The organism is Agrobacterium sp. 6Ca8, from assembly GCF_055382765.1.
In genome coordinates this window covers 2,662,501-2,686,755 of sequence record NZ_AP026433.1, presented here as the reverse complement: position 1 = coordinate 2,686,755, position 24,255 = coordinate 2,662,501, and the positions used below count along the sequence as shown (strand labels likewise).

At 56.9% G+C, this 24,255-nt stretch carries 19 protein-coding genes, 1 tRNA gene, 2 rRNA genes and 1 riboswitch; of the genes, 5 read left to right on the top strand and 17 right to left on the bottom strand.

Features of this window, described 5'->3' with window-relative positions:
- Window positions 1-70 precede the first annotated feature (70 nt).
- Window positions 71-1,087 (top strand): class I SAM-dependent methyltransferase, encoded by a 1,017-nt coding sequence (locus tag ACZ5A6_RS13045; protein WP_003514275.1) that lies wholly within the window; start codon window positions 71-73, stop codon window positions 1,085-1,087.
- A 15-nt stretch (window positions 1,088-1,102) separates the two neighbouring features.
- On the opposite strand, the gene ACZ5A6_RS13040 is transcribed toward ACZ5A6_RS13045, so the two are convergent.
- Entirely contained in the window at window positions 1,103-2,047 is a 945-nt protein-coding gene (locus ACZ5A6_RS13040; protein WP_013635221.1) for an AEC family transporter, read from the bottom strand.
- Between the two features lie 532 nt (window positions 2,048-2,579).
- On the opposite strand from ACZ5A6_RS13040, the gene ACZ5A6_RS13035 reads away from it, so the two are divergent.
- Complete coding sequence (locus ACZ5A6_RS13035) at window positions 2,580-3,572, top strand: adenosine kinase (RefSeq protein ID WP_003514270.1); 993 nt, start codon at window positions 2,580-2,582, stop codon at window positions 3,570-3,572.
- Here ACZ5A6_RS13035 and ACZ5A6_RS13030 read toward each other — a convergent pair.
- Window positions 3,565-4,098, bottom strand: coding sequence for an SH3 domain-containing protein (locus tag ACZ5A6_RS13030; RefSeq protein ID WP_003514268.1), 534 nt, complete (start codon window positions 4,096-4,098; stop codon window positions 3,565-3,567). The genes ACZ5A6_RS13035 and ACZ5A6_RS13030 overlap by 8 nt on opposite strands.
- 180 nt (window positions 4,099-4,278) lie before the next feature.
- Between ACZ5A6_RS13030 and ACZ5A6_RS13025 the strand changes: the two genes are divergently transcribed.
- A complete protein-coding gene (locus tag ACZ5A6_RS13025; RefSeq protein WP_003514267.1) occupies window positions 4,279-5,283 on the top strand; it encodes a 2-hydroxyacid dehydrogenase in 1,005 nt (334 codons plus the stop codon).
- A gap of 79 nt (window positions 5,284-5,362) precedes the next feature.
- On the opposite strand, the gene ACZ5A6_RS13020 is transcribed toward ACZ5A6_RS13025, so the two are convergent.
- The 3 genes from ACZ5A6_RS13020 to recF are packed head-to-tail and all read right to left on the bottom strand — an operon-like array spanning window position 5,363 to window position 7,752.
- Window positions 5,363-5,839 carry a GNAT family N-acetyltransferase gene (locus tag ACZ5A6_RS13020; protein WP_113291287.1) on the bottom strand — a complete coding sequence of 159 codons (477 nt, stop codon included), beginning with the start codon at window positions 5,837-5,839 and terminating at the stop codon, window positions 5,363-5,365.
- Window positions 5,832-6,602 carry a molybdopterin-synthase adenylyltransferase MoeB gene (locus ACZ5A6_RS13015; RefSeq protein WP_003514265.1) on the bottom strand — a complete coding sequence of 257 codons (771 nt, stop codon included), beginning with the start codon at window positions 6,600-6,602 and terminating at the stop codon, window positions 5,832-5,834. Before ACZ5A6_RS13015 ends, ACZ5A6_RS13020 begins: the two co-directional genes overlap by 8 nt.
- 22 nt (window positions 6,603-6,624) lie before the next feature.
- On the bottom strand, window positions 6,625-7,752 hold the full coding sequence (gene recF, locus ACZ5A6_RS13010; RefSeq protein WP_174060627.1) for a DNA replication/repair protein RecF: 1,128 nt from the start codon (window positions 7,750-7,752) through the stop codon (window positions 6,625-6,627).
- Between the two features lie 156 nt (window positions 7,753-7,908).
- Between recF and ACZ5A6_RS13005 the strand changes: the two genes are divergently transcribed.
- Window positions 7,909-9,021, top strand: coding sequence for an alpha/beta hydrolase (locus ACZ5A6_RS13005; protein ID WP_174060626.1), 1,113 nt, complete (start codon window positions 7,909-7,911; stop codon window positions 9,019-9,021).
- Window positions 9,022-9,049: 28 nt separating this feature from the next.
- Here the strand turns inward: ACZ5A6_RS13005 and nrdF are convergent, their stop codons facing one another.
- From nrdF to ACZ5A6_RS12965, 8 genes are all read right to left on the bottom strand, one after another.
- Window positions 9,050-10,024, bottom strand: coding sequence for a class 1b ribonucleoside-diphosphate reductase subunit beta (gene nrdF / locus ACZ5A6_RS13000; protein WP_003514262.1), 975 nt, complete (start codon window positions 10,022-10,024; stop codon window positions 9,050-9,052).
- Between the two features lie 16 nt (window positions 10,025-10,040).
- Window positions 10,041-12,122 (bottom strand): class 1b ribonucleoside-diphosphate reductase subunit alpha, encoded by a 2,082-nt coding sequence (nrdE, locus tag ACZ5A6_RS12995; RefSeq protein ID WP_464111079.1) that lies wholly within the window; start codon window positions 12,120-12,122, stop codon window positions 10,041-10,043.
- A 95-nt stretch (window positions 12,123-12,217) separates the two neighbouring features.
- Complete coding sequence (gene nrdI / locus ACZ5A6_RS12990; RefSeq protein ID WP_464110956.1) at window positions 12,218-12,616, bottom strand: class Ib ribonucleoside-diphosphate reductase assembly flavoprotein NrdI; 399 nt, start codon at window positions 12,614-12,616, stop codon at window positions 12,218-12,220.
- Between the two features lie 12 nt (window positions 12,617-12,628).
- Complete coding sequence (nrdH, locus tag ACZ5A6_RS12985; RefSeq protein ID WP_013635213.1) at window positions 12,629-12,850, bottom strand: glutaredoxin-like protein NrdH; 222 nt, start codon at window positions 12,848-12,850, stop codon at window positions 12,629-12,631.
- Window positions 12,851-13,104: 254 nt separating this feature from the next.
- Window positions 13,105-13,328, bottom strand: a riboswitch (cobalamin riboswitch).
- 131 nt (window positions 13,329-13,459) lie between these two features.
- Complete coding sequence (locus tag ACZ5A6_RS12980) at window positions 13,460-14,089, bottom strand: nucleoside triphosphate hydrolase (RefSeq protein ID WP_174060624.1); 630 nt, start codon at window positions 14,087-14,089, stop codon at window positions 13,460-13,462.
- The gene (locus ACZ5A6_RS12975) at window positions 14,086-14,868 is read right to left on the bottom strand and encodes an ATP-binding cassette domain-containing protein (RefSeq protein ID WP_013635211.1); all 783 of its coding nucleotides are present in this window, start codon (window positions 14,866-14,868) and stop codon (window positions 14,086-14,088) included. The genes ACZ5A6_RS12980 and ACZ5A6_RS12975 overlap by 4 nt, the downstream gene beginning before the upstream one ends.
- Window positions 14,868-15,950 carry an ABC transporter permease gene (locus ACZ5A6_RS12970; protein WP_013635210.1) on the bottom strand — a complete coding sequence of 361 codons (1,083 nt, stop codon included), beginning with the start codon at window positions 15,948-15,950 and terminating at the stop codon, window positions 14,868-14,870. Before ACZ5A6_RS12970 ends, ACZ5A6_RS12975 begins: the two co-directional genes overlap by 1 nt.
- Window positions 15,951-16,172: 222 nt before the next feature.
- The gene (locus ACZ5A6_RS12965) at window positions 16,173-17,195 is read right to left on the bottom strand and encodes a sugar ABC transporter substrate-binding protein (protein ID WP_003514241.1); all 1,023 of its coding nucleotides are present in this window, start codon (window positions 17,193-17,195) and stop codon (window positions 16,173-16,175) included.
- A gap of 266 nt (window positions 17,196-17,461) precedes the next feature.
- Between ACZ5A6_RS12965 and ACZ5A6_RS12960 the strand changes: the two genes are divergently transcribed.
- Entirely contained in the window at window positions 17,462-18,694 is a 1,233-nt protein-coding gene (locus ACZ5A6_RS12960; RefSeq protein ID WP_065688459.1) for an ROK family transcriptional regulator, read from the top strand.
- 54 nt (window positions 18,695-18,748) lie between these two features.
- On the opposite strand, the gene recQ is transcribed toward ACZ5A6_RS12960, so the two are convergent.
- From recQ to ACZ5A6_RS12940, 4 genes are all read right to left on the bottom strand, one after another.
- Window positions 18,749-20,557 (bottom strand): DNA helicase RecQ, encoded by a 1,809-nt coding sequence (recQ, locus tag ACZ5A6_RS12955; protein WP_464110955.1) that lies wholly within the window; start codon window positions 20,555-20,557, stop codon window positions 18,749-18,751.
- A 196-nt stretch (window positions 20,558-20,753) separates the two neighbouring features.
- Window positions 20,754-20,830: transfer RNA gene (locus tag ACZ5A6_RS12950), tRNA-Met, on the bottom strand.
- Between the two features lie 276 nt (window positions 20,831-21,106).
- Window positions 21,107-21,221 (bottom strand): 5S ribosomal RNA (gene rrf, locus ACZ5A6_RS12945).
- Between the two features lie 221 nt (window positions 21,222-21,442).
- Window positions 21,443-24,249, bottom strand: a 23S ribosomal RNA gene (locus ACZ5A6_RS12940).
- Window positions 24,250-24,255 lie beyond the last annotated feature (6 nt).

Sequence of the window (24,255 nt, the reverse complement as noted above, 5' to 3'; positions counted from 1 at the left end):
CCTCGCCAGACCCTATCGAGGCGCGGGTTTTGCCCGCGCCTTTTTTCTATTCCATCTTGAGGACGCTCCAATGAGCCGTGATGCTGTTAAAACCCTTTTCCATCCCTTTGCCGCAGAGATGCTCGACTTGCCGAAAGAGGGCGAGCGCGTTCTGTTTCTGGGAGCGGAAGCCGGCCCGCGGCTAGACGGTTTTAACGCTGACATCGTCTCGGTTCAGAATTTTCGACCGCTTTACCGGGCTCTTCAGGCGCAGAACGCAGAGGTCACGCCGGATATTTCCGGCGAGGACTACGATGCGGCGTTGCTGCTTTGCGGCAAACATCGCGGCGAAAACGAAAACCGCGTCGCTGAAGCGCTCTCTCGCGTCAAGGCGGGTGGGTTGATCGTGGCGGCGGGATCGAAGGAAGACGGCATCCTGACGCTGCGCAAGACGCTGGCAAAGCTTGGCATCGAGGCGGAATCGACGCCGAAGTACCACGGCGTCGCCCTCTGGTTCAAACGGCCGGAAGACGTTGCATCTGCCGTGTCGAAACTCGCGCAACATTCCGTTACGGTTGCTGGCCGTTTCACCGCCATGCCCGGCATGTTCTCGCATGACCGCGTGGACGATGGCTCGGAGCTGCTCGCGTCGCGCCTGCCGACCGACTTCGACGGCAACGCCGCCGATTTCGGCGCAGGCTGGGGTTATCTCTCGGTCATGCTGGCGGAAAAATCGCCGCGCACGGCGCGTATCGATCTTTTCGAAGCGGACTGGAACGCGCTCGAATTCGCCAAAACCAATCTTCTTGAAAACAATCCGCGACTGACGGCGCGCTTCTTCTGGCAGGACCTTGCAAACGAGCCGCCGAAAGAAAAATACGACCTCATCATCATGAACCCGCCTTTCCACGCGGCAGGACAGGCGGCAGAACCCGCTCTCGGTCAGGCCTTTATCAAGACGGCTGCCGGCGCGCTTCGCAACGGTGGAAAGCTGCTGATGGTCGCCAATCGCGGCATGCCCTATGAGCCGGTGCTGGCGGCGGAATTCCGCACCAGCGCCGAGGTATGCCGCAACGCGCGCTTCAAGATCCTGAGCGCCCAGAAGTAAGCAATTCGAGCATCATCAGCTCAAAAGCCATGCCCACAGCGACACGGAAAGAACACCGGTCGCCGTGGAAATGCTGATTGTGGAGGCCGCAACGCTGTGGCCGATGCCGAAGCGGTTGGCGATCAGCCATGCATTCACCCCCGTCGGCACCGACGAGGTGAGCACGAGGGCAGCTGTCCATTCCCGGCTGAGGCCGAGAGCATGGCCCATGGCCCACACGCAGGCGGGCAGAAGCAGCAGTTTGAAAACCGTCATGGTGACGGCAATCCCCAGATTACCGCGAATGGTGTATTTCGTCAGCGCCATACCGAGCGAGATGAGCGCTGCCGGTCCCGCCATGGACGCGATCTGGTCAACCACGGTCTTGAGGATGGGCGTGAGCGTCACGCCTGAAACATTGGTCGAAAGCCCGATGAAAAGTCCGATCACCAGCGGATTTGTGATGAGGTTGCGGCCGACCTGCCTGAAGACAGAAGCCATGCTGCGCTTTTCGCCGCCCACCGCCTTATGAGTGGCGTTCTCCATCAGGATGGTACCGGCAATCATCATGACCGGCAGATGGATGGCCAGCAGAATGGAGAGGGCGACCAGCCCCTCATCCCCGATGGACCGCCCGACGAGCGGCAGGCCGATGAAGATATTGTTGGCAAAGGCCGAGGATATACCGGCTATGACGGCGATGCGACTATCCTGCTTGAAGATGTACCGCGTGACGATATGCCCAACCGTCCAGGTTACGGCCACGCCGGCGAAATAGGTCAGCCACAGCCGGAAGGGCGACGCGCCATGAAAATTCGCCTCCGCAAGGGTGCGGAAGATCAACGTCGGCACGGCGATCTTGAACACGAAATCGCTGAGAATCTCACCGGCATCAGCTCTGAACAAGCCGGCCTTGACGGTTAGCCAGCCGATCAGGATAAGAATGAAAATCGGAGCGACGTTCGCGGCAACGGCAGACATGGAGGGAGAGCTTTCGCGGCTTTTGCGGGAGATACTCCGCTTTAGAGCCTTTTCCAAGGGAATGGAATCGCGAAAACGCTGCACCCCGATGTTTCATTCAATACGCGACGTAGCTCCGTCAGGTATTTTTGCAGAAAGCCCCTCAAAACCGGTCACTGGATCAAACGGCGCTGCGGTCGGCTTGTCGAGCACCGTCTAATGAAAACCCGCTTGCGGCATTTAAAAAGGGTCGCCGCAAAGGTGGACCAAAAGAAAAAGCGGGGTTTCCCCCGCCTTTTGTCATATCCGTTATACGCCGTCAGTACATCCGTGACGGGGATAACGGGTGAGCCAGAAGACGTCATGTCTTCTATTCTGGTACGTATTCACGCACCGTTTGCTCTGATCGGAGTGATAGCTTAACCACATTACAGGCACATGACGCGTTTCTGTCTCTGGTGGAGAACCGCATATTTTCCCTTTGGGCTTTTCTTGCCGCCAGAATTGTTTAAGACCATTCAAAAATGTGCACCCTGCAAACCGGATAGGGCCTATGACGAAATTCGACGTACTGACTGTCGGCAATGCCATCGTCGACATCATTTCCCGTTGTGATGATCGCTTCCTCAATGATAACGCCATCACCAAGGGCGCGATGAACCTCATCGACGCGGAGCGGGCCGAACTGCTCTATTCGCTGATGGGACCCGCGCTCGAGGCCTCCGGCGGAAGTGCGGGCAACACGGCGGCGGGCGTGGCGAATTTCGGTGGCAGGGCGGCTTATTTCGGCAAGGTGGCCGAAGATCAGCTCGGCGAAATCTTCCAGCACGATATCCGCGCGCAGGGCGTCTATTTCGAAACGAAGCCGGAAGGCACGTTTCCGCCGACTGCCCGCTCGATGATCTTCGTCACGGAAGACGGTGAGCGCTCTATGAACACCTATCTCGGCGCCTGCGTCGATCTCGGTCCGGAAGATGTAGAAGAAGACGTCGTGGCGAACACGAAGGTCACCTATTTCGAAGGTTACCTGTGGGATCCGCCGCGCGCCAAGGATGCCATTCGCGATTGCGCCCGCATTGCGCATGAGAACGGCCGTGAAGTCTCCATGACGCTTTCAGACAGTTTCTGCGTAGGCCGATACCGCGAAGAATTTCTCGACCTGATGCGTTCCGGCACCGTGGACATCGTTTTCGCCAACAAGCAGGAAGCTCTCTCGCTCTATGAAACCGACGATTTCGAGCTGGCGCTGACGAAAATCGCTGCCGATTGCAAGATCGCAGCGGTGACGATGAGCGAAGAAGGCGCCGTTATCCTGCGCGGCACGGAACGCGTGAAGGTAGAAGCCTATCCGGTGTATGACGTGGTCGACACAACGGGTGCCGGCGATCTTTTCGCCGCCGGCTTCCTTTTCGGTTACACGCAGGATCGGTCTCTGGAAGACTGCGGCAAACTCGGCTGCCTTGCTGCTGCAGCCGTCATTCAGCAGGTCGGGCCGCGTCCGATGTCATCGCTCAAGGCGCTGGGCGAGAAAAACGGCCTTATTTAAAGGCCTCGCCGGGATAAGCACCCCAGATTTCACCCTGCGACACCCAGCCTGAGGCCTGACCGGCCTCGGCGCGGCACCAGTCGCCGTTGCATTCACCGATCCTGAAGACGACACCCGGCTCCAGCCGGGCGATGACGGAGGCGCCCGACTGTGCGTCGCGGCGCATGTTCACGTAGACATCCTTGCCCTTGCCGCGCATCCACGGCGCGGCGACGGCCGTGCGCTCGCCGGAGAGCAGCGCCTGGTTAACCCAGCCTTCCGTGCCATCGGCATCGCGGATGCGCCGCCAGTTCTCATATTCCTGAATGATTTCAACCGGCATTCCCGATTTCATATACATCCAGGAAACGGCATAATCCGTGCTGGGTCCGATGCGCATGTTGACGCGCTTGGATTTCAGGCTGACAAAACGCGGCAAAGGCAGGCCGCTTGCGCCTTTGGCAGCGCCTTGCGCCATGGCCTCGTTCGCCACACCAAAGAGGCCCAGAGACAATGCAATGCAAACCATAGAAACCACACTGCGCATGCCCATTTCCGTTTCCTGCCTTCTGCAAACCGGATTAAATTCGAGGAGGCTCGTTTCCACACGCCTCAAGCTTCGGCGAGTTTTATTTGTCTTCGCCGGCGGGTCTGGTAGAAACGCCCTGATTGAAAGAAATTATCGCTCTTTCTGGTTAATGACTTCTGAACAAGGCAGCGGCAAACGATGACCCACAAGAAGAGACCGACAGTCTATATCACCCGCAAATTGCCTGACGTCGTCGAAACCAGAATGCGGGAACTCTTCGATGCCGAACTGAATATCGACGATACGCAGCGCCGCGAGGAAGAGCTTGTGGCCGCCATGCAGCGGGTCGACGTTCTAGTGCCGACCGTCACGGACCGCATCACCGCCGCCATGATCGAGAAAGCAGGGCCGCAACTGAAGCTGATCGCCAGCTTCTCCAACGGCATAGACCATGTGGATGTGGACGCGGCCGCCCGAAAGGGCATCACAGTGACCAACACGCCCAACGTGCTGACCGAAGACAGCGCCGATATCACCATGGCGCTGGTACTGGCCGTGCCGCGCCGCCTGATCGAAGGCACGCGCGTACTTGCCAATGGCGCCGACGAATGGCTGGGCTGGTCGCCGACCTGGATGCTGGGACGGCGCATTTCCGGCAAACGCATCGGCATTGTCGGCATGGGCCGCATCGGTACGGCAGTTGCGCGGCGCGCCAAGGCTTTCGGCCTCTCCATACACTATCACAACCGCAAACGCGTCAACCCAGCGACGGAAGCGGAGCTTGAGGCAACCTATTGGGACAGCCTCGACCAGATGCTGGCGCGGGTGGATATTGTTTCCGTCAATTGCCCCTCCACACCTGCGACCTATCACCTGATCTCGGCACGACGGCTCGCTCTGATGCAGCCGACAAGCTACATCGTCAACACGGCGCGCGGCGATATCATCGATGAGGCGGCAATGATCCAGTGCCTGCGCGACGGAAAGATCGCCGGAGCCGGTCTCGATGTCTACGAGAACGAGCCGGCAATCAATCCCAAGCTCATCAAGCTCGCGAGAGAAGGCAAGGTCGTGCTGCTTCCCCATATGGGCTCGGCAACGATTGAGGGCCGGATCGAGATGGGTGACAAGGTCATCATCAACATCCGCACGCTTTTCGACGGACATCGACCGCCGAACCGGGTGCTGCCGGGGCGGAACTGAACCGGTTCAGACAAGCCGTGTCTGCTCGTGACATGGGACGGAGAAGCAGGCCTTTAAGCGGATCAAAAATTGAGCCGTCTCAGCCGAGGAATTTAGTCATTTCAATCGAAGTCGTGCGGTCATAACCCGGATGGGCGTTTTCAGCGGTTTTGATGAAACCCCAGGCGGCGAATTTCGCATGGTTGCCGACAAGCTCGATGCGCGTTTCCAGCCGCAGCGCCGGTAACGCCAATTCGCGGGCCAATGCTTCGGCCCGTTCCAGAAGCATTTTGCCGATGCCTTTGCCCTGCGCTTTCAGAGAGACGCACAGCTTGCCGACGTAAAGGCAGGCCGGTGGTTCCTGCCGGCAAAACAGGCAGCCAACAATCTCATCACCATCCAGCGCCACGAAAGCGGTCTCCGCCCTCGCCTTCTCCGCGAGATTTTCGAGCGTCAAACGGTGAGCGGACGATGGTGGGTCGATGACGCCGTCCATATAGGCGAAGGACAACATGATGAGCGCAAGCAGCTCCTGCCAGCGCTCGAATTCTTCGCCAATCCTTGTGATCTCAGTCATGTTTTTTTCCAGCAGGGCGGCGCTTGTAACGCACGGTTTCGAAGCGGGCCGACAGGGCGTCATAGAGAAGCAGGCGGCCGACCAATGGCTCGCCGGCTGCGGTGATCACCTTGATGGCCTCCATGGCCATGATCGTGCCGATCACGCCGGTCAAAGCGCCGACGATGCCCGTTTCCGCGCAATTCGGAATAAGCCCCTGCGGCGGTGGCTCGGGAAACAGATCGCGATACCCCGGCAGCAGATTACCATCGGCACCCGCCTCATAGGGTTTCAGCACCGTTACCGAACCATCGAAACGGCCGACAGCGCCCGTTACCAGCGGCCTTTTCGCAGCTTCTGCGGCATCGGCAGCGGCATAACGTGTGTCGAAATTATCAGAACCGTCGATAAGGAGATCGAAGGATGGCAGATGGGTGTGCGCCCAGATCTGCGAAAAACGCTCCTCAAAAACAAGGGTACGCACATGCGGGTTGAGCCGGGCGATGGCTGCGCGGGCGCTTGCCGTTTTCAGCTCACCGATCGTGCCGGTATCGTGAATCACCTGCCGCTGGAGATTGGAAAGGGAGACCACGTCGTCATCGATCAGGCCAAGCGTGCCAACACCGGCTGCAGCAAGATAATGAAGGACAGGCGCGCCGAGGCCACCAGCCCCGATTACCAGCACCCGCGCGGCCTTCAGACGCTGCTGCCCGGAACCGCCGATTTCCGGCAAGAGAATATGGCGCTTGTAGCGTTCGATTTCGTCCGGGCTCAGCGGGTCCATGTCGCACTCCATTTTTTCGCTGTCATGCCGTGATGCCCCCGTGGGAAACATTGAAGAATTGCGCCCTGTTGCCAAGGGCGGAGAACATTGCCGCATCCGTTCCGGTCATGAAACTCTGACCACCGAGCTCGTGAATGAGATCGAACAGAGCCGCCCGCCTGCCCTCATCCAGATGCGCGGCAATTTCGTCGAGCAGCAGAACCGGCGCATGGCCGGTCATATTGGCGGTGAGCTGGGCATGCGCAAGCACCAATCCCACCAGCAGCGCCTTCTGTTCTCCGGTCGAGCAACGCTCTGCCTCCATGTTCTTTTCCGCATGGCGCACGAACAGATCGACACGGTGCGGTCCATCAAGCGTGCGGCCTGCCGCCGCGTCTCGATACCGGCCTTCGCGCAGCATAAGCCTATACTCGTCTTCCAGATCGACAGCCGGCCGGTTGAGCGTGTCGTCCATGAAACCCGAGAGCGCCAGCGCTGCAGAGGGGAAGGCAGCATTGCCGGAACGGCCTTCGATGAGGCTCTTCAAAAGACCCAACATTTCATAGCGCGCGAGCGCCATGGAAATGCCGAGTTCCGCCATCTGCTTCTCGATACCGTCCAGCCAGACCGGATCGAAACGGCCTTCCGAAAGCAGACGGTTGCGGCCGCGCATGGCCTTTTCGAAGTCGCTTGCCCGCCGTCCATGCGCGGGATCGAGCGAGAGCACTAACCGATCGAGAAAACGCCGGCGATCCGAGGATGAACCGGTAAAAAGCCCATCCATGGCAGGCGTCAGCCACAGCACCCGCAGATGATCCGTCAATTCATCGACAGACTTCACCGATGTCCCGTTCAGCCTCAGGCGGCGCGACACTACCTCGCCGTCACCCTCGATCCCGGTTCCGATAGCGACCTCGCCGTCCATGCCGTCGACATCCGCAAAAATCGAAAAACCGGCGGCCTCCGCCCCCACTCGCGTCACATCGGACAGGGTGGCGCGGCGCAGGCCCCTTCCGGGCGAAAGAAACGAAACGGCCTCCAGGAGATTGGTCTTGCCGGAACCGTTGTCACCCGTCAGCACCACGTGGCGGTCATCCAGCGCAAGCGACGCCGCCGCATAGTTGCGGAAGTCCGTGAGTTTCAGCCGTAAAAGCGACACCTTATTCGTCATCTGTACGGCCTAAAACGAACATAGCTGGATAGCAAGGTGGGGAATGCGTCGTCCGCATTGAACATAATGCCACCACACCGCAATCCAGTCTCCAGTAGCAACTTTTTGAGCGGCCGGTTATTTATGCGTGGTCCCTCATTATCGGTAACCCCATCCATGCGCCTGATTTTTTCGCTCCTCCTCGCTTTCAGCCTTCTTTCATCCTGCGCGGGCAGACCGGGGGCGGATGTGTTGCAGGCCATAAACACCAAGACCACCGATACGAAAATCGTGACAGCCTATGTGGCGAGCACGCGGGAGAAAAACAACGAGGCCAAAAAGGGCTTTAGCGCTGGGCGGGCGGCTGAGCTGAATTATGCGCGCTTCGACATTTCCATTCCTCCCAGCCATAAAAGCGGAAATATCGAATGGTCCAAAGGTAAGCCGAACCCGAGCAAGGATTTTGTCGTCACCAAAGCCGATATGCTGACGAAAACGCGCTTCAATTCCGATCTTAGCGACGTCACCCGCTCCGGCGAGCAGATTGCGCTTTTCGTGCATGGCTATAATTACAGCTATCAGGAAGCCTTGTTCCGTGCGGCACAAATGGCAGCCGATGCCAATATGGATGGTGTGCCGCTGGTCTTTTCCTGGCCGTCACAGGCGAGCGTCACCGGTTACGTGGCCGACAAGGAATCAGCGACCTATTCGCGAGACGCGCTGGCCATGGTGCTGACCGACCTTACCAAGCAGACACCGAAAAAAAGCATTGTCGTGTTCGGTCACAGCATGGGCGGCTGGCTGGTCATGGAAGCGCTGCGACAATTGCGCTTCGAAGGCAGGAACGATGTGCTCTCCAAACTACAGGTAGTGCTGGCCGCGCCGGATATCGACGCCGATGTTTTCCGCAAGCAGATCGAGGTGGTGGGAAGGCTCAATCCGCCGCTCACCATTCTCGTCTCCAAGGACGACCGCGCCCTGAAGGCTTCCTCCATCCTGGGGGCCGATGTCACCCGCATCGGCGCGCTGGATGTGACCGATCCTCAAGTGCAGGAAGCCGCCCTGAAAGAGGGCGTTCAGTTCGTTGACATCTCCAAGCTCAAGGCATCGGATCCGCTCAACCACGACCGCTATGCGGCACTCGCGTCGCTGGTGCCACAACTGGAGGCGAGCCGGAACGGCAACGGCGAAAACGGCATAGGCCGCGCGGGTGCCTTTGTGTTCGATGCTATCGGGGCAACGGTATCCAGCCCCTTCCGGCTTGCGAGCCAGGTCGTGAACCCGCAATAACTTTTGCGGGTTCTTGGCGACAACCGGTTCAGAAATCCCAGTCTTCGTCTTCTGTGGCGACCGCCTTGCCGATGACATAGGAAGAGCCGGAGCCGGAGAAGAAGTCGTGGTTCTCGTCGGCATTGGGAGACAGCGCCGAGAGGATCGCAGGATTGACCCGGCAAGCCTCGGGTGGAAACAGCGCCTCGTAACCCAGATTCATCAAGGCCTTGTTGGCGTTGTAATGCAGGAACTGCTTGACGTCTTCCGTCAGGCCAACGCCGTCATAGAGGTCTTGGGTATATTTGGCTTCGTTGTCGTAAAGCTCAAGCAAAAGATCGAAGGCGAAATCCTTGATCTCCTGTTTTTCCGCTTCGCCCAGACGTTCGAGCGCGCGCTGGAACTTGTAGCCGATGTAATAGCCATGCACGGCCTCATCGCGAATGATGAGACGGATCAAATCGGCCGTGTTGGTAAGCTTGGCGCGACTTGACCAGAACATTGGCAGGTAGAAGCCGGAATAGAACAGGAAGCTCTCCAGAAACACGCTGGCGACCTTCATTTTCAACGGATTTCCGCTATCATATTCGCGCATGATGAGCGCGGATTTGCGTTGCAGGAATTCGTTCTCCTCCGACCAGCGATAGGCGTCATCGACGTCAGGCGTGGAGCAGAGCGTCGAGAAGATCGAGGAATAGGAGCGGGCGTGGACCGCCTCCATGAAGGAGATGTTGGAAAGCACCGCCTCCTCGTGCGGCGTCGCCGAATCCGCCATCAGGCGCACGGAACCGACGCCGTTCTGGATCGTGTCCAGCAATGTCAGCCCGGTGAAGACGCGGATCGTCAGGGTCTGCTCTTCCGGCTTCAGCGTTCCCCAGGACGGGATATCGTTGGAGAGCGGCACCTTTTCCGGTAGCCAGAAATTCGATGTCAGGCGATTCCAGACTTCGAGATCCTTGTCATCCTCGATGCGGTTCCAGTTGACCGCGCGAATACGGGACGCGGGTTTTACGGCAATATTCATTGTCTTGTCCCTCAATTCAGAGCGTGCAGGATACGCAGCCCTGAACCTGCGTGCCTTCCAGCGCCATCTGGCGCAAACGGATGTAGTAGATGGTCTTGATGCCTTTTTTCCAGGCGTAGATCTGCGCCCGGTTGATATCGCGCGTCGTTGCCGTATCGCGGAAGAACAATGTCAGCGACAGGCCCTGATCGACATGCTGGGTGGCCGCCGCATAGGTATCTATGATCTTTTCCGGACCGATTTCGTAGGCATCCTGATAATATTCGAGATTGTCGTTCGAAAGGTAGGAAGCCGGATAATAAACACGGCCGATCTTGCCTTCCTTGCGAATTTCAATCTTCGAGACGATGGGATGGATCGAGGAGGTCGAGTGGTTGATATAGGAGATCGAGCCTGTGGGCGGCACGGCCTGAAGGTTCTGGTTATAGAGGCCGGTCTCCATGACGGCCTGCTTCAACGCTTTCCAGTCCTCCTGTGTCGGAATGGAAATGCCGGCTTTCTCAAAAAGGTCGCGGACCTTTTCCGTCGCGGGCAGCCATTCCCGGTCGGTATATTTATCGAAGTAGTCGCCCGAGGCATATTTGGAGTTTTCAAAGCCCTTGAAGCTCTGGCCCCTTTCAGTGGCAAGGCGATTGCTGGCGCGGATGGCGTGATAGGTCACCGTGTAGAAATAGATATTGGTGAAATCGATGCCCTCTTCGGAGCCGTAGAAGATGCGCTCGCGCGCCAGATAGCCATGCAGGTTCATCTGACCAAGCCCGATGGCGTGGCTCGCATCATTGCCCTTTTCCACGGAAGGGACAGACGAGATGTGGCTCATGTCCGAAACGGCCGTCAGCGCCCGGATGGAGGTTTCGATCGTCTTGCCGAAATCAGCCGAATCCATTGCTGAAGCAATGTTGAGCGAGCCGAGATTGCAGGAAATATCCTTGCCCATATGGCTGTAAGAGAGATCGTCGTTGAACTCGCTCGCCTCGCTGACCTGTAGGATTTCCGAGCAGAGATTGCTCATGCTGATACGGCCGGCGATCGGATTGGCGCGGTTAACCGTATCCTCGAACATGATATATGGATAACCGCTTTCGAACTGAATTTCTGCGATGACTTGGAAGAACTCGCGTGCCTTGATCTTCTTCTTGCGGATGCGACTGTCGGCGACCATTTCCTGATATTTTTCGCTGACGGAAATCTCGGTGAACGGCACGCCATAGACCCGCTCAACATCATACGGCGAGAACAGGTACATATCCTCGTTGTTTCTCGCGAGTTCGAAGGTGATATCAGGGATCACCACGCCGAGCGAAAGGGTTTTGATCCGGATTTTTTCGTCGGCGTTTTCGCGCTTGGTATCGAGGAAACGCATGATGTCGGGGTGATGGGCATGCAGATAGACCGCGCCAGCGCCCTGGCGCGCGCCAAGCTGGTTGGCGTAGGAGAACGAATCTTCCAGCAGCTTCATGACAGGAATGACGCCGGAGGACTGGTTTTCGATCTGTTTGATCGGCGCGCCGGCTTCGCGAATATTGGTCAGGGACAGTGCTACGCCACCGCCACGCTTGGAAAGCTGCAATGCTGAATTGATGGACCGGCCGATGCTTTCCATGTTGTCTTCCACACGCAGCAGAAAACAAGAAACCAGTTCACCGCGGCTTTTCTTGCCCGCGTTGAGAAAGGTCGGGGTTGCCGGCTGGAAGCGGCCGGAAATGATTTCATCCATCAGATCGCGGGCAAGCTGCTCGTCGCCACGCGCCAGAGCCAGCGCCACCATGCAGACGCGGTCCTCATAACGCTCCAGGTAACGCTTTCCGTCGAAGGTCTTCAGCGTATAGGACGTATAATATTTGAAGGCGCCGAGAAATGTCGGAAAACGGAACTTTCTGGCATAGGCCTCGTCGTAGAGGTCACGGACGAAATTGAAGGAATACTGGTCCAGCACCTCCTGTTCGTAATATCCCTCGGTCACGAGATAATCGAGCTTTTCCCTGAGATTATGGAAAAACACCGTGTTCTGATTGACGTGCTGAAGGAAATATTGCCGTGCCGCAAGGCGGTCCTTGTCGAGCTGGATCTTCCCGTTTTTATCGTAGAGGTTCAGCATCGCGTTCAGCGCGTGATAGTCCAGTCCCGCGTCCAGGTGTTTCTGCGCAGCGGTTACTTGTTGTTTGGCATCCGTGTTGCGCACCGCGCTCGAGGTCAGCGTGTCCAAAATCGTTCCAATCCATGATTGACGTTGGCGACATCTTCCTCCGTGCCGAGAAGCTCGAAGCGGTAGAGAAACGGCACCGCGCATTTACGCGACACGATATCTCCGGCGGATGCGAAAGCTGCGCCAAAATTCGTATTTCCCGCCGCGATGACGCCGCGAATGAGATTTCGGTTTGAGGGCTCGTTCAAAAACCGGATAACCGGTTTCGGTACAGTTCCTTTCATGCCGCCGCCCCCATAGGTGGGGGTGACGAGAACATAGGGCTCCGACACGTGAGGAACGTCTTCCTCGGCGCCGAGCGGCAGGCGAAGCAATCGTCGCCCCAGTTTCTGAAGGAAGCGATGAGTGTTCTCAGACCGGCTGGAATAATAGACGATCAGCCCCATCGCATCGCCTCCTCAGCTGATCGAGCCAATCATGTCCGGACGGAAACCCGCCCAATGGCGTTCGCCGGCAACGACCACGGGGACCTGCATGTAACCAAGGCCGCGAACGCGATCGAGGGCATCCGCATCTTCGGAGATATCGACGATCTCGTAGCTGACACCGATGCGGTCAAGCGCACGATAGGTGGCAGTGCACTGGACGCAGGCGGGCTTGCTGTAAACGGTGACGGTCATTGTTTCCTCTTTCGAAGCCGCTTTTACGCACGGCTCAACATTGCCCGCCTGCAATCGCAAGCGGGTGGCGATGGTTCTGTCATTCTGGCGAGGCGCGACTCAGGCCGCGTAAGATCGCTGTCTACGCCGACGAGCGTAGAAACTCATAAAAATGCACTGGCATGACTTCACCCCGAAGCTTGTTCTGGAGGGGGCAGAAAAGGGCGCATGCAATTCATTTGCGTCATACACCTTCCTTCCGGACACCCCGCCCGTGGACGTTTTCGCTCAAGGCAGGTCTCCTGACTTGCGGGTCAAAACATCCATTCCCACCTTCCCGGAGCTTTTAGCGCCAGTGGCTCAAATCGGAACGATGCTCACCGCTTACAGTTGCGGGGGCAGTTTCGGCATTGCTTCACCATAATGGTGTTGCGCACCGAATTCCCGTCTTAGCTCCCGACGCTTGCGAATCGAAAGAACCTTGAACACCACATATAGTATATGAGGAATTTTTTTCGTCAATAATTAGACATGCGAAAGCCCCACCCTGTGGATCAAAAAGATTCAACACATGGTCAACAAAGGCTTAACGGTGAATGCTCGATGCCGCCTACGGACGGAAGCGGCGGGTTATTCCCAGATATCGATGCAAATATCGGCGGGGCGGGAATTCTCAATCACCCGCTTTCCGTTGGGAAGATCATTCTCGAACAGTTTGGCGTGAATCTCGGTCGCATCGAGACCATAGCCCTGCCATCTATCCCGCAGGCGTTCCTCGAGCACCGCAACGGATGGGCCTACGAAGACGGTAAGATCGAAGCTGCCGGAAAGCTTCGTCCACGGCGCCTCGTTCAACAGCAGATAGTTGCCTTCGGCAAGGATGAAGCGTGTTTCTGGCGCGATGGCGCGAGCGGAGGCAATGGCAATTTCGCGGGAGCGGTCAAAAACCGGGACAAGAATTTCCTGCCCGCCCTGACGAACTGCGGAGACGATATCAAGAAAGCCGCGCACGTCGAAGGTCTCCGGTGCGCCTTTTCGCGGCAAGAGCCCCCGTTCTTCGAGAATACCGTTATCCATATGGAAGCCGTCCATGGGCAGGACAGCCGCAGCCTCGCCGCGCGCCACGAGGGCACCGCACAGGGCATCCGCCAGCGTGGATTTGCCGGCCCCAGGGGGACCGGCAATGGCAATGATAAAACGAGATTTATCCTCTGCCCGCCGAAGAACGTCTTCGACGATCGTTTCAAGCTTCAACGTCATGCGGCCAGCGTTTCCTTTGGCGCTTCCTTGGCGCCCGTCATGAAGGCGACGGCGTCGGACATGGTATAGTCCTTCGGATTGATGACGCATAAACGCTTGCCCAGCCGATGAATATGAATCCGGTCAGCAACCTCGAAAACATGCGGCATGTTGTGCGAGATGAGAACGATCGGTAGCCCTCGCGCGCGCACATCCAGAATAAGCTCGAGAACGCGGCGGCTTTCCTTGACGCCGAGCGCCGCTGTCGGTTCGTCAAGGATGACGACCTTGGAGCCGAAGGCGGCTGCACGCGCCACCGCAACACCCTGGCGCTGGCCGCCGGAGAGGGTTTCCACCGCCTGATTGATGTTCTGGATCGTCATCAGGCCGAGTTCAGAGAGTTTCTCACGGGCAAACTTTTCCATCGCCGGACGGTCCAGTGCCCTGAACAGGCTTCCCTGAATACCGGGTTTGCGGATTTCACGGCCGAGAAACATATTGTCGGCTATGGACAATGCGGGAGACAGCGCAAGGTTCTGATAAACGGTTTCGATACCAGCCTTGCGCGCCTCGATCGGCGAGCGGAACTGTACCGGCTTGCCTTCCAGCCTGATCTCCCCTTCATCGGGTGTCACCGCACCGGAAATCGCCTTGATGAGAGAGGATTTTCCAGCACCGTTATCACCGATGACGGCGAGGATTTCGCCCGGATAAAGGTCAAAATCGGCATTGTCGAGCGCAGTCACACGACCGTAGCGTTTAACGAGATTGCGTGCTGTGAGGATAGGTTCTTTTGCCATCAGCCTGCTACCTTTCTGATCCACTGGTCGATTGCGACAGCCAAGATGATAAGGACGCCGATCAACAGATAGGTCCATTGTGGGTCTGTTCCGATAAGTCGCAGGCCGAGAGAGAAGACACCGACGATCAGCGCGCCGAAGATCATGCCCATGATCGAGCCGCGTCCGCCAAACAGCGATATGCCGCCGATGACCACTGCGGTGATGGATTCTATGTTGGCGAACTGACCGGCGGTCGGCGATACCGAGCCGATGCGGCCGATGAGAGCCCAGCCCGCGAAGGCGCAGATAAGCCCGGAAAGTGTGTAGACGGTCGTCAGCATGCGCTTGACGTTAACGCCGGCAAGTTCGGCTGCGTCGGGATCATCACCCACTGCATAGAGATGTCGACCCCAGGCGGTGCGGTTCAGCACATACCAGAGCAGGGCAACCAGCAGAACCATCGCAATGACGCCATAGGTGAAGACGGCGCTGCCTATGCGGACATTGTTGCCGAAAAACTGGAGAATGGGCGCCTGTTGGACGATATCCTGTGAGCGGATCGTTTCGTTGGCCGAATAGAGGAAATTGGTGGCCAACACGATCTGCCACATGCCCAGTGTAACGATGAAGGGCGGAAGCCGCATGCGCGAAACCAGCACGCCATTGATAAAGCCACAAAATGCGCCGACTGCGAGACCGCAGATAATCGAGAGTTCGGCAGGCAAACCATAGCGGAACGTAAACTGTCCCATGACGACGGAGGACAGAACCATGATCGCACCGACCGAAAGATCGATACCCGCAGTCAGAATGACCAGCGACTGTGCCGCGCCGACGATGCCGACGATTGCCACCTGCTGAAGGATAAGGGTCAGCGAAAAGGCCGAGAAAAACTTGCCGCCCAGGGTCATGCCGAAGACAGCCAGCGACAACACCAGAACGATCAGCGGTACGGCCGCCGGGCTGGAATGCAGAAAGTGCTGGAATTTTTCAAGCAAACTCTTGTTGTGCGTATCGAAAGCAGCGACCTGGGTCGAACTTCCCGACAGCACTTTTTCAAATTCATTATGCGGTTGAGCCCGCACTGGCTGATCGCTCATGGATTTTCCTCCCGATCGCTCCATCGCATCAGCCCCGAACCCGGGATTATTTTCCAGAGGGGACAATGCGTAGATTCAAACTGTTGAGAAGCGTGCCTCAGTTACGTCCACGGACGCCGGGCGCGCTCGTTTGTTCCTGTCCGATCACCCAGATCGTTCTTTTAACCATTCCGGTTCAAGGGCGGGGGCAAATTGCCCCCCGCCGATTTCAATGGTGAAGTATCAGCCCCAGCACTTCTTCAGGCCTTCCTTGGTGTCGATCGAATCGAGACCCTTGACCGGCTTGTCGGTTACCAGCGTTACGCCGGTGTCGAAGAAGTTCTTGCCTGCGGTCGGCTTCGGCTTTTCACCGGTGTCGGCAAACTTCTTGACGGCTTCCACGCCGAGTGCCGCCATCAGCAGCGGGTATTGCTGAGACGTTGCGCCGATCACGCCTTCCGCAACGTTCTTGACACCAGGGCAACCGCCATCGACGGAAACGATCAGAACATCCTTTTCGCGGCCGACGGCTTTCAGCGCTTCGTAAGCACCGGCAGCTGCAGGTTCGTTGATGGTGTGAACGACGTTGATGGTCGGATCCTTCTGCAGCAGATTTTCCATCGCAGAGCGGCCGCCTTCTTCGTTACCGTTGGTAACATCATGACCAACGATACGCTTGTCATCTTCATCACCAATCTTGTTGATGTCCTTCACGTCGATGCCGAAGCCCTTCATGAAGCCCTGGTTGCGCAAAACATCAACGGTTGGCTGGGAAGGCGTGAGGTTGAGGAAGGCGATTTTCGCGTCCTTGGCCTTGTCGCCGAGGGTGCCGGCAGCCCATTTGCCGATCAGCTCGCCGGCCAGAAGATTGTCGGTAGCGAAAGTGGAGTCAGCGGCATCAACGGGTTCGAGAGGTGTATCGAGGGCGATGACCAGAAGACCGGCATCGCGCGCCTTCTGCACGGCCGGAACGATGCCCTTGGTGTCCGATGCGGTAATCAGGATACCCTTGGAGCCATCGGCAATGCATGTCTCGATCGCGGCAACCTGGCTTTCGGAATCGCCATCGATCTTGCCGGCATAGGACTTCAGCGTCACGCCAAGTTCTTTAGCCTTGGCGGTGGCGCCTTCCTTCATCTTGACGAAAAAGGGATTGGTGTCGGTTTTGGTAATCAGGCAAACCGAAGTATCGGCGGCGGACGCGACGGACGCGAAAGAAACGCCGAGCGCAAGCGCGCCCAGAAGAGCGGAAACAGTCGTCTTCATTGTAATCCTCCCATTGAATGTTTGAGTACCGTGACGGTTACCCGACGATCTCGTCTCCTCCGAGAACAGCGACCGTTGACACAGATGGAACCACCAAAGGAAACGGCTGTCAATAAATAAATCCGATTGAATTATTAATTCCGTATGGCATTCTAACAAGCGGCAGGGAGGAATATCGCCGCGTCGTTTAACGTTGCGATAGCAAGATTGCCATAAAGCCTGCATGTATCGGTCGCGGCGGATATGGCGGGCGGGAGGATGAAACTATGAGACAATCTGTCGAGACGGCGCCGCCCGCGCCGTCCACCAACATGGATATGAGCGGCGGCGCCAACCAGATCGGGGTGCGTGCCTATAACGAGCGGCTTGTGCTGTCGCTGGTTCGCCGCCACGGCGGCTTGTCGAAAGCCGAAATATCCAGGCTTTGCGGTCTCTCGGCGCAGACCGTCTCGGTCATCATGCGCTCGCTCGAAAGTGACGGTCTTCTTATTCGTGGCGAAAGACTGCGCGGCAAAGTCGGGCAGCCTTCGACGCCGATGCGCCTCAATCCCGATGCCGTCTTCTCGTTTGGCGTAAAAATCGGCCGTCGCAGCGTCGATCTGGTGCTGATGGATTTCGTCGGCCGGATCAAGCTGAAGCTCCGCAGAACTTACCCCTATCCTATGCCGGAATGGATTTTGCCATTCGTCATCGAGGGTATCACGGAACTCGAGTCCAAGCTCTCTCCGGTCGAACGGCAAAAAATTGCCGGTGTCGGCATTGCCGCGCCGTTCGAATTGTGGAACTGGGCGCAGGAGGTGGGCGCCCCGCAGAATGAGATGGAGCGCTGGCGCGACGTCGATATCCGTTCCGAAATTGCGGATGGCGTCAGCTATCCGGTTTTCCTGCAGAACGATGCGACCAGTGCCTGCGGTGCAGAACTGGTTTTTGGTGCAGGCCAAAACTACCCCGATTTTCTCTATATCTTCATCGGATCCTTCATCGGTGGCGGTGTCGTTTTAAATTCCGCACTGTTTTCCGGAAAGACGGGCACCGCCGGTGCAATCGGGCCGCTTCCGGTTCAGGGGCAAGACGGCAACACGGTCCAGCTTCTGAAAATCGCCTCCATCTTCGTTCTGGAAAACATGTTGCGCGAACGGGGTATCGATCCACGTCCCCTGTGGTTCTCGCCGGATGAATGGATCGATTTCGGAGAGCCGCTGGAAAGCTGGATCGGAAAAACGGCCGCGGCCCTTGCGCAGGCCGTCATCGCTGCAGCCTCCATCATCGATTTTTCCAGCGTCATCATCGATGGCGGTTTTCCGGATTGGGTCAGAGCAAGAATAGTCTCCGCCACCCGTCTTGCCCTCAAATATCACGATCTTCAGGGTGTTACGCTGCCGGAGATCATCGAGGGAGCGGTCGGCAGCCAGGCCCGGGCTATCGGTGGAGCGAGCCTACCCCTGTTTTCCCGTTATCTCATCGACCAGAATGTTCTGTTCAAGGACACGACAGGCTGAGGTTTCAGGCCCTGCCGAAATTTCCTGGCGGGACTCTTTGCCGGATTCAAATGGTCACTCGCTGGCGGCATGTTCCATGATCGCCGCCAGAAAAGCTGGGCCGTATCGTTCCAGCTTTGTGTCTCCCACTCCAGGTATCTGCGCCATTTCCCCCACAGAGGCCGGTCTTGATGCCGCAAGCTCAATGAGTGTCTTGTCGTGAAAAATCACATAGGGCGGAACGTTCTGTGCGCGGGCAATTTCCATGCGCTTCGCACGCAGCGCCTCGAAGAGATTGCGATCGGCATCCGGTAGAACAATGGCGGTGGGCTTGCGATTCGTCTGTTGTCGCGCCGAACGGGGAGCGGTCGGTATCCTCAACATCAGGGACGGCTTTTCGCGCAGGAACCGCCTCCCTTCTTCGGAAATGGACAATCCCCCGTGACCGGCCAGATCAACCTCGATCAGGCGCAGCGCAACCATCTGGCGCAGGATGGCTCGCCAGGTGCGATTGTCGTGCTCTTTGCCGATGCCGTAGGTCGTGATCCGATCGTGACCAAAGCTCGATATCCGTTCATCTTCCATGCCCAGCAATACGCGGATGACATAGGCCTGGCCGAAACGTTCTCCCGTGCGGTAAATGCAGGACAGCAACTTCTGCGCGGCAATGGCACCATCAAACAGGTCCGGCGGTTCCGCACAGGTGTCGCAATTGCCGCAGGGCTCGCAATGGTCGCCGAAATAAGACAAAAGCACCCGCCGACGGCAACCGGCTGTTTCCGCGAGGCCAAGCAACGCATCGAGCTTCCGGCGCTCCATGTTTTTGCGCTGGTCGCCCGCATCCGACTCTTCGATGAAGCGGTTGCGCAATGCGATGTCTTCATAACCGTAAAGCATAAGCACGTCGGACGGCAGACCATCACGGCCGGCACGGCCGGTTTCCTGATAATAGGCTTCGATGCTGCTGGGCAGATCGATATGCACGACGAAGCGCACATCCGGTTTGTCGATGCCCATGCCGAAAGCCACGGTTGCAACCATGATGACAGCTTCACCATGCTGGAAGTGGGTCTGGTTCGCCTCGCGGGCGGCCTTGTCCATGCCGGCGTGATAGGGCAGCGCATCGCGCCCCTCCTCACGCAGCCAGGCTGCCGTCTCATCGACCTTGCGTTTGGAAAGGCAATAGACGATGCCGCTTTCGTCCTCGCGACCCGTCAGGAAGCGCTTCAGCTGCGTACGTGGATTATCCTTTTCCATGATCGCATAGCGGATATTTGGCCGGTCGAATCCGGCTATAAAGGCGTCGCTTCCGTTGATCCCGAGATGACCCAGAATTTCGGCGCGGGTTGGCTCGTCCGCAGTCGCCGTCAGCGCCATGCGTGGCGTATCCGGAAAGCGCTCGATCAACGTGTCTAGCTGGCGGTACGGGGGACGGAAATCGTGCCCCCACTGCGATAGACAATGAGCTTCGTCGATCGCGATCAGCGACAGGCTGATAGGTTGAAGCGCATCCAGAACATCCGGCTTGAGAAGGGTCTCCGGCGCGGCATAGAGAATATCGACCTTGCCAGCCCGCATATCCTGCCAGAGTACCCGCCGCTCTTCTGGGGAAAGATCGGAGTTGAGAGCTTCTGCCCGCACACCTGCCTGACGCAAGGCGGCGACCTGATCGACCATCAGCGCGATCAGGGGCGAAACAACCAGCCCCATTCCCTGACGGGCGAGCGCCGGAATCTGGTAACAAAGCGACTTCCCGCCCCCTGTTGGCATCAACACAAAAGCATTGTTGCCTGCCATCACATGCCGGATGATTTCGGCCTGCTGTCCACGAAACGCATCGTAGCCATAGACGGTCTTGAGAATCTGCAAGGGGTCGGTGATCACGTTGGCTTTCTTATGAGCTGGGCAGTGTGTGCATCATGGCCAAATCAGGGGCTATCGCAACGCAGAAAGGCTGAATCAGTCCCATAAAAAAGAGCGCCAATTGTGGACGATGCGAACTTATATAGGTTTGGAGATTATTTGAGGTATTTCGCAAAAGGAAAACCCCGCAGCTTAAGCTACGGGGTTTTTGTGAAGATGGTTGCGGGGGCAGGATTTGAACCTGCGGCCTTCAGGTTATGAGCCTGACGAGCTACCGGGCTGCTCCACCCCGCGTTATCCGACTTTTTGCGTTAGCAAAAATGTCATTACCAGCGTAAATCCCTATTGGATTTATCGCGACTGCATCACAGGGACGCTGTGATGTATAGTTCCGGAGCAAATTGCCGAAGGCGATTTGTCTCTTTTAAGGGACGCACCCTCATTGGGTGACCGATTTGTTTCGGCACATTGTGCGCTGGATTATTATAGCATAAAGGCCGCTTCAGCGGCCTTTTGATTAGGGCTTGAAGCCCTTTTTGTGAGTGAGAAGATATTTGTTGCGTTTTGCAGACCTGGCAGCGACCTACTCTCCCGCGTCTTGAGACGGAGTACCATTGGCGCTGGGGCGTTTCACGGCCGTGTTCGGAATGGGAACGGGTGCAGCCGCCCCGCGATAACCACCAGGTCGGCAAAACGCAACACAGTTCATGTTTTCACATGAGTGTTGTTTCGAGAAGCTGGGAAGCTTGCGCTTCATTTAATTTAACACGTCTTTCTGCGACCCATCCCGTATGTTTGCCATACAGACCAGAGGTCGTCGCGCCCTGTGGCGCGGCCCGTCCGGAGCGCTATGCGCGTCAGGACAGAACAGATGATGCTCATCTTTGATGAGCATGAACAATGGGAACGAAGAAGTCGATCGAGCTATTAGTAACGGTAAGCTTCACATGTTGCCATGCTTCCACACCCGTCCTATCAACGTGGTCGTCTTCCACGGCTCTGATAGGGAACACTCGTTTTCAGGTTGGTTTCCCGCTTAGATGCCTTCAGCGGTTATCCATTCCGTATATAGCTACTCTGCTATGCCCTTGGCAGGACAACAGATCCACCAGAGATACGTCCATCCCGGTCCTCTCGTACTAGGGACAGATCCTGTCAATATTCCTACACCCACGGCAGATAGGGACCGAACTGTCTCACGACGTTCTGAACCCAACTCACGTACCGCTTTAAATGGCGAACAGCCATACCCTTGGGACCTGCTCCAGCCCCAGGATGCGATGAGTCGACATCGAGGTGCCAAACAACCCCGTCGATATGGACTCTTGGGGGTCATCAGCCTGTTATCCCCGGCGTACCTTTTATCCGTTGAGCGATGGCCCTTCCACACGGGACCACCGGATCACTATGACCGACTTTCGTCTCTGCTCGACTTGTCAGTCTCGCAGTCAGGCGGGCTTATGCCATTGCACTCGACGACCGATTTCCGACCGGTCTGAGCCCACCATCGCGCGCCTCCGTTACTCTTTCGGAGGCGACCGCCCCAGTCAAACTACCCACCATACACTGTCCCGGATCCGGATAACGGACCGCGGTTAGACATCCACGAAGATAAGGGTGGTATTTCAAGGATGGCTCCACAAGAACTGGCGTCCCTGCTTCAAAGCCTACCACCTATCCTACACATGCCTTGGCGAATGCCAGTGTAAAGCTATAGTAAAGGTGCACGGGGTCTTTCCGTCTGACCGCAGGAACCCCGCATCTTCACGGGGAATTCAATTTCACTGAGTCTATGTTGGAGACAGCGGGGAAGTCGTTACGCCATTCGTGCAGGTCGGAACTTACCCGACAAGGAATTTCGCTACCTTAGGACCGTTATAGTTACGGCCGCCGTTTACTGGGGCTTCAGTTCAGAGCTTGCACCCCTCCCTTTAACCTTCCAGCACCGGGCAGGCGTCAGACCCTATACGTCGTATTGCTACTTCGCAGAGCCCTGTGTTTTTGATAAACAGTCGCTACCCCCTGGTCTGTGCCACCCCATCATACTTGCGTAAAATGGGGTCACGCTTCTTCCGAAGTTACGCGTGCAATTTGCCGAGTTCCTTCAACATAGTTCTCTCAAGCGCCTTGGTATACTCTACCTGACCACCTGTGTCGGTTTCGGGTACGGTCTATACGGTGGAGCTATTTCCTGGAACCTCTTCGCCGCACATTCAATCCAGTAAGAATGTACAACACACGAGATCCGTCACTACCACCAGGCCCACGAATATTAACGTGGTTCCCATCGACTACGCGTGTCCGCCTCGTCTTAGGGGCCGGCTAACCCTGCTCAGATTAACTTTAAGCAGGAACCCTTGGTCTTTCGGCGAGGGAGTCTCTCACTCCCTTTATCGTTACTCATGTCAACATTCGCACTTCCGATATCTCCAGCAGCCCTCACGGGTCCGCCTTCACAGACTTACGGAACGCTCCGCTACCACGCAACAGTCACTACAACTGTCACATCCTCAGCTTCGGTGCATGGCTTTAGCCCCGTTACATTTTCGGCGCAAAGACCCTTATTTAGACCAGTGAGCTGTTACGCTTTCTTTAAATGATGGCTGCTTCTAAGCCAACATCCTGGTTGTTTTGGGATCCTCACATCCTTTCCCACTTAGCCATGACTTGGGGACCTTAGCTGGAGGTCAGGGTTGTTGCCCTTTTCACGACGGACGTTAGCACCCGCCGTGTGTCTGCCGACTAGTACTCCTCGGTATTCGGAGTTTGGTTAGGATCAGTAAGACGGTGAGTCCCCATAGCCCATCCAGTGCTCTACCCCCGAGGGTATTCGGTCGACGCTCTACCTAAATAGATTTCGCGGAGAACCAGCTATTTCCGAGTTTGATTGGCCTTTCACCCCTAGCCACAAGTCATCCCAATCTATTGCAACAGATACGGGTTCGGCCCTCCAGTTGGTGTTACCCAACCTTCAGCCTGCTCATGGCTAGATCACTCGGTTTCGGGTCTAATGCAACTAACTCAATCGCCCTATTCAGACTCGCTTTCGCTGCGCCTACACCTACCGGCTTAAGCTTGCTAGTTACACTAAGTCGTTGACCCATTATACAAAAGGTACGCCGTCACCCTTGCGGGCTCCGACTGTTTGTAGGCATCCGGTTTCAGGTTCTATTTCACTCCCCTCGTCGGGGTGCTTTTCACCTTTCCCTCACGGTACTTGTTCGCTATCGGTCATGCACGAGTACTTAGGCTTGGAGAGTGGTCTCCCCATGTTCAGACAGGATTTCACGTGCCCCGCCCTACTCAAGGACAATGACTGTTCTACGCGTAAGGGGCTATCACCCTCTATGGCCGACTTTTCCAAATCGTTCCGCTTTATTCATCATTGCCACTGGCCTGGTCCGCGTTCGCTCGCCACTACTTACGGAGTCTCGGTTGATGTCCTTTCCTGCAGGTACTTAGATGTTTCAGTTCCCTGCGTTCGCTTCTTACCCCTATGTATTCGAAAGTAAGATACCTTATCACAATGCTTGGAAACCCAGGCCGTTCATAAAACAGACTGGATTTTCCAAGCATTTAAGGTGGGTTGCCCCATTCGGAGATCCATGGATCAAAGCTTATTCGCAGCTCCCCACGGCTTTTCGCAGCGTATCACGTCCTTCTTCGCCTGTGCATGCCAAGGCATCCACCAAATGCCCTTAATTCACTTCTTCGTTCTC